Below are 6,000 nucleotides of genomic sequence, written 5' to 3'. Positions count from 1 at the left end.
GGCGGGCTGCACGCCGGCGGTCGGGCGGATGGCGACGGCCAGCGACACCACCAGCGCCGTCACGCCGACGACGAAGAACGCCGCCAGCGCGCTGCCCAGCAGCCGGAACGACCCGCGCTCGCGTCCGCCCGCGCCGACCAGCTGCGTCGCGTGCTCGCCGGTATAGGCCTCGTCGAAGTCGTCCGCGACGGCGCTGTAGGCCAGTGCGTTTGCATCGGCGGTGGCGGGCATGTCGAAGTAGCCGGGGGCCACCGCGAACGGATCGATGGCGCCGGTGCCCGGGTCCTGCGCGTAGGCCAGCGCCGCGGTGGACGACGCGAACAGCGGCGCGTTCGCCGACGCCAGCGCTGCCCCCCGGGCCAGCGCGGTGTCGGGCTCCTCGGGCGCCGTCAGCGGCAGCGTCGTCGCCGCCTCCAGCGCCGGCTTGATCATCGGGATGTCGATGCCGGACCCCATGACGAACACGGCGTCGGGCCGCGCCTCCAGCGCCTCGGCGCCGGCGACCATCGAGGCCAGCTGCGTCACCGCCGCCTCGTCGTCGCTGGGCAGGGCTTGGCGGTAAACGTCGGTGACCGAGCCGTCCGCGCTGTCGACGACCGCCAGTGTCGCGGTTTCGGGCTCGATGTACAGCAGCGCCGTGCGCGCGTAGTTCGTCTGGTTGCCGACCGTCTGGGCCAGCGCGGCCGCGGCGAGAAACGCCGAGACCAACATCACGTTCTCGACCTTGTGGGCGGCCAGCGCGTCACGCAGCGCGGCGGCCTCGATCGGGTCGGTGAACGTGACGCCCGTCGACGCCAGTTGATAGCCGCCCTCGGCCGCGCCCTCCCGGGTGCCCAGGATCGCCGAGACTACCTGGTCGGCCGCGGTGATGGTTGCCGCATCGTCGTCGGCGGCAACATCGAAGTTGTCCTCATCGACGGTGGCACCGTCGCCATTCTCGCCTTCGACCAGCACCATACGGACGGCCGTCGGCGCCATTGACACGCCAAGTACGGTGTCCAAAGCTCCTCCATCGTCGTTTGCTAGCCATCGGAGGCCAGGGACCTGGCCGTCGCCCGCGTTAACAACTGCTGAACGCCTCGAGTCCCCACCCTGTATTCCCCTGGCCCCCCGATTTTACGCGGTTTCGCCCAGTCGGCGACCGGGCTAGGGACCCAGGACTCCGTGCCCCAAGTGGCGGCGCAGCCACCCCCAATGGTCGTCGTGATCATCGTCCCTGGGCAGCGGCGGCAGCCACTGCGGAAGGGGGTTCGAGCTTGGCCCCGGATTCGGTGCGGCGGGCGCGGGGGCCGGCGGTGGGGCCGGCGCCGCGGGCGGGACTTGCGGGGGTGGCGCCGCCTGGGTTGCGGGCGCGACGACGTTCTTGCCGACATCGGGTCGATCGTCCACGTGCGGGCGAATGCCGACGGCGAGCGCCACCGTCAGGGCCACGGCGCCGACGACGAGTATTGCGGCCGCACCGAGGATTGCCAGCATCTTTCGGTTGCCGCGCTCGCCGTGCTCCGCGTCGTCTGGCAGGAGGTCCGCCTCGGCGCTGTACGCCAGCTCGCGCACCGGCTCCTGCACGTATGGCATCTCGACCGTGCTCGGCGCTCCCAATTGCTCGTTCGCCGATGCCAGTGCCGCGCCCCGCGCCAAGGCCATCTCGGGTTCCTCGGGCGCCGTCACCGACAACGACGTCGCCGCCTCCAGCGCGGGCTTGATGCGCGGGATGTCGACGCCGGAGCCGACGACGAATACGCCGTCGGGGCGGCCACGCATCAATTCGGCACCCGCGACCATTGCGGCCAGCTCCGCCAGCGCCGCGCGGTCGCCGTGGGGCAGGGGCTTGCGCTGCACGTCGGCGATGGACCCGTCCGACGTGTCGACGACGGCGAGCGTCGCGGTGGCCTGCTCGACGAACAGCAGCGCCGTGCGCGCGCAGTTGGTCGCGCTGCCGACGGCCTGGGCCAACGCCGCGGCGGCCACGAACGCCGAGACCAGCATGACGTTCTCGATCTTGCGCGCCGTCAACGCATTTCGCAGCGCGGCGGCGGCGGACTGATCGGTCCACGTCACCCCGCTGGACCTCAGCCGATAGCCGCTCTGGGCCGCGCTTTCCCGAGTGCCCTGGATGGCCTCGATCACCTGATCGACCGCGGCGGTATCCGGCGTCGGAAAGTCGGCCTGATCGACGGTGACGCCGCCGGCACCTTCGCCCTCGACGAGCACCATGCGGACCGTCTCGGGTGCCAAAGACACCCCAAGGACGACGTCCACGCTCCCCCATTCTCCAAACTTATTCGCTGACAATCTGATTCACCCGCCCCTAGTCCGCCACCCTAGCTCGCGCAGCCGGACAGGCGCGGCGGCGGCGAACCGTTACCTGTGACCGAAGCCACCAAACCCGTGGCCACCGCCGAAACCGTGGCCACCACCGAAACCCCCGAAGGGGCCATGTCCGCCGAACGGGCCATGCCCGCCGAACGGACCGCGGCCGCCGCCGAAGGGACCGCGCGGCGCCGGCCCCCCGCCGAAGGGGCCGCGGCCACCCTCCACCCGGGGCACGGGAGGCCCGAGCACCGGCACGCGAGGCACGGGAACGAACACCGGCGGAGGCAACGCGGGAACCGGGACCGGCGGGGCCGCGGGCGCCGGGGCGGCGGCGGGCGGGGCGATGGGACGCGGCACCGCCACCGGCGCGGGCTCCTGAATCTTCGGCTGGGCCTGGGGTACCGGCGCGGGCGCGGGCGGCTGCGTCGGGGCGACGATGTTTTCGTTCGGGCTGGGCCGCAGCGCCACCGTCGGACGGATGCTGATCGCGAGCGCAATCTCAAGAACCACAACGGCGCTGATGAAGACCACCGCCAGCATGCTGCCCACCAGCGCAACGGATTTGCGCCGCTGCGTGCCGTCGTCGAGGCCGAGGGCGGTGCCCGCGTCGGCATCGTCGTCCGGCACCGCGCTGTAGGCGACGTTGGGCTTGCCTTTGGCGTCGGAGGGCTCAGGAAGGGGGCGGTATTCCGGCTGGTATGCGGGCAGCAATCCGGGAAACTGGCCGGCCAGGGCCAACGGGTCGACCTCGCCGGTGCCGGGGTCCAGCGCGTAGGCCAACGCCGCGGTCGACGACGCGAACAACGGCGCGTTCGCCGACGCCAGCGCGGCACCGCGTGCCAGGGCCATCTCCGGTTCGTCGGGGACCGACAGCTGAAGGGACGTCGCGGCCTCCAGCGCCGGCATGATCAGCGGGATGTCGACGCCGGAGCCGACGACGACCACGCCATCCGGACGCGTTTCCAGCGCCTCCACACCGGAAACCAGCTCGGCGAGCTCCGCAACGGCCCGGTCTTCGTCCTCGGCGAGAACCCGCCGGTGCACGTCGCAGATCGAGCCGTCCGCGCTGTCGACCACCGCCAGGGTCGCGGCATACGGCTCGACGAAGAGCAGCGCGGTGCGCTCGTAGTTGGTGGCGTCGCCCACGGCCTGGGTGAGCGCGGCCGCGGCCATGAACGCCGAGACCAGCATGACGTTCTCGACCTTGTGGGCGGCCAGCGCATCGCGCAGCATGGCGGCCTCGACGTGATCGGTCCACGTCACTCCCGTCGAGAGCAGCTGGTAGCCGCCCTCGGCCGCACCCTCGCGGGTACCGAGGATGGCGGACACCACCTGGTTGGGCGCCGTGGATGGGCCCGCAGAGCCGGGGGTGTCCAGGCAGACGTCGAACTTCTCCTCGTCGACGGTGGCCCCGTCGGCGCCTTCACCTTCCACCAGCACCATGCGGACGTTCGTCGGCGCCATCGAGACGCCAAGCACGATGCCCACCAACGCTAGATATCTCCTCGGCTAGTTTGCTGCGTCACCGCGACAATGCGTCGACGACACGATTACTTGCTTAGTCACCACGGACTTACGGCCACAGCAGCGCGCGGGGCTCGAGAATCCGGGATTAGCTGGGCGCTATCAAGTTCTGGTTCGTGGGCAGCGCGGTTTTTCGACTTGCCCGATGTTTCGACCGTACTCGCACCACCGCGAGGTGTTAAGCGCAAGTCGGCATGCGTTAACCGTTTTGCAACGGCGCGTAACGTCCGGCCGGCTAATGGTGCCCGCCGCCACTGTGCCCGCCACCGCCACCGCCGCTGTGGCCGCCGCCAAAGCCGCCGCCACCGCCGAAGAAACCGCCACCACCGCCGAAGCCGCCGCCGCCGTGGCCACCGCCGCCGAAGGGCCCGCTACCGCCGCCACCGAATGGGCCGCCACCGCCGCCGCCACCACCGAATGGGCCGCCACCGATCGGGCCGCCACCGCCGTGACCGCCGCCAAAGGGCCCACCGCCACCGAACGGGCCTCCCCCTCCGCCGAACGGCCCGCCGCCAACGGGACCGCCGCCGATCGGGCCGCCACCGCCGTGACCGCCACCGAACGGCCCACCGCCACCGAACGGGCCACCGCCGCCGCCGAACGGCCCGGGTCCGGCAGGCTCACCCCCGCCGGCGCCACCGCCGGGAATGTGGATCGGACCGCCGCCGCCACCAAAGGGGCCACCGCCGCCGGAACCATTGCCCGGTATCGGCAAGTGCCCGCCGCCGGGACCATTGCCCGGGATGGGTAGCGGGTTTTCCCCGGGCGACTGGTGCGGCGGCGAATGGGGAACCGTGCCGCTACCGGGCACCGGCCATTGCGGCTGCGGGACGTGCACCGGCGGCTGGGGCACAACGGGCTGGGGTAGCGGCAGGCGCGGCGCCTGGATAACCGGCGGGCTGATGACCGGGTTGGGAATCGGCACGTGGACCGGCGGCACCGGAATCGGCGCCACGGGCGGCGGGACCACGACCGGCACCGGTATCACCGGGTCGATCGGCGGAGCCGCGGGAGGCGGCGGAGCAATCGGAGCCGCGGGCAGCGGTGCGGGCGCGGGTGGATTCAACGGCATGGGCGCGGACATCGGCTGCGGCAGGTTGATCTTCGGCATCGCGGGGGCCGCCTGGACCGGCGCGGGCGCCTGTTGCGTTGGGACGATGAGGTTTTGGGCCGGGGTGGGCCGCAACGCGACGGTCCCCGTGGTGCGGATGCCGATGGCCAGCGCGATTTCCAGCGCCAGCACCGCGCTGATGCCGACCACCGCCAAACCGCTGCCGACGAGCAGGACGGGCCTGCGGCGCGGCTGCTCCTGTTCTTGGACGAACAGCTTCTCGATGAGCACGGTCGGGGCGTCGGCATCGTCGTCGTGCACGGCGCTGTACGCCAGCTCGTCGCCGAGTTCGGTTCCGACGCTGAGGTATTCAGGAAAAGCGTACTGGTCGACGGCGCCGGTGCCGGGGTCTTGGGCGTAGGCCAGCGCCGCGGTCGACGACGCGAACAACGGCGCGTTCGCCGATGCCAAGGCGGCACCGCGGGCCAGCGCGGTCTCGGGCTCCTCGGGCGCGCTCACGTCAAGCGACGTCACCGACTCCAGCGCCGGCTTGATCGGCGCGATGTCGACGCCCGAGCCGACCAGGAACAGCCCGTCGGGCGCCAACTCCGTCTTCTCCAGCCCGGCGACCATCCCGCTGAGTTGCGTGATCGCATCCCCGTAGGACTCGGCATAGATCGGTTGCTTGTAGACGTCGGCGATGGAACCGTCGGAGGTCTCGACAACGGCCAGGGTCGCGGTATCGGGCTCCACGTACAGCACCGCGGTGCGCTCGTAACCGACTGCGCCGCCGACACTTTGGGCCAGCGCGGCCGCCGCCAGAAACGCCGACACCAGCATGACGTTCTCGATCTTGTGGGCGGCCAGCGCGTCGCGCAAGGCGGCCGCCTCGAGTTGGTCTGTCCACGTCACACCGATCGCCGACAGCTCCAGGCCGGCATCGGCCGCGCCCTCGCGTGTGCCGAGAATGGCGGCGACTACCTGGTCGGGCGCGCTCGCCGTGGCCGGGTCTTCGGCAGCGGTGACGTCGAACTCGTCCTCTTCTACCGTTGCGCCGTCGGCGTTTTCGCCTTCCAAGACGACCATCTGGATCGACGCCGGTGCCATCGATA

4 protein-coding genes are annotated in these 6,000 nt (G+C 71.6%); all 4 read right to left on the bottom strand.

Annotated features, from left to right (window positions below):
• Positions 1-957 (bottom strand): hypothetical protein (locus tag N415_RS28260; protein ID WP_239645726.1); only part of this gene is annotated, 957 nt, incomplete at its 3' end.
• A gap of 189 nt (positions 958-1,146) precedes the next feature.
• A complete protein-coding gene (locus N415_RS28255) occupies positions 1,147-2,259 on the bottom strand; it encodes a hypothetical protein (RefSeq protein WP_068188975.1) in 1,113 nt (370 codons plus the stop codon).
• A 102-nt stretch (positions 2,260-2,361) separates the two neighbouring features.
• A complete protein-coding gene (locus tag N415_RS28250) occupies positions 2,362-3,804 on the bottom strand; it encodes a hypothetical protein (protein ID WP_081665571.1) in 1,443 nt (480 codons plus the stop codon).
• A gap of 268 nt (positions 3,805-4,072) precedes the next feature.
• Positions 4,073-5,995, bottom strand: a complete 1,923-nt coding sequence (locus tag N415_RS32070; protein ID WP_239645725.1) for a hypothetical protein — start codon at positions 5,993-5,995, stop codon at positions 4,073-4,075.
• Positions 5,996-6,000: the final 5 nt, after the last annotated feature.

The organism is Mycobacterium sp. UM_CSW (genome assembly GCF_000455205.1).
Classification (GTDB): Bacteria; Actinomycetota; Actinomycetes; order Mycobacteriales; family Mycobacteriaceae; genus Mycobacterium.
This window is presented reverse-complemented; position numbering and strand designations above follow the sequence as displayed.

Coding starts and splice junctions, on each gene's coding strand:
- N415_RS32070 (WP_239645725.1), bottom strand. CDS start 5,995: ATGGCACCGGCGTCGATCCAGATGGTCGTCTTGGAAGGCGAAAACGCC.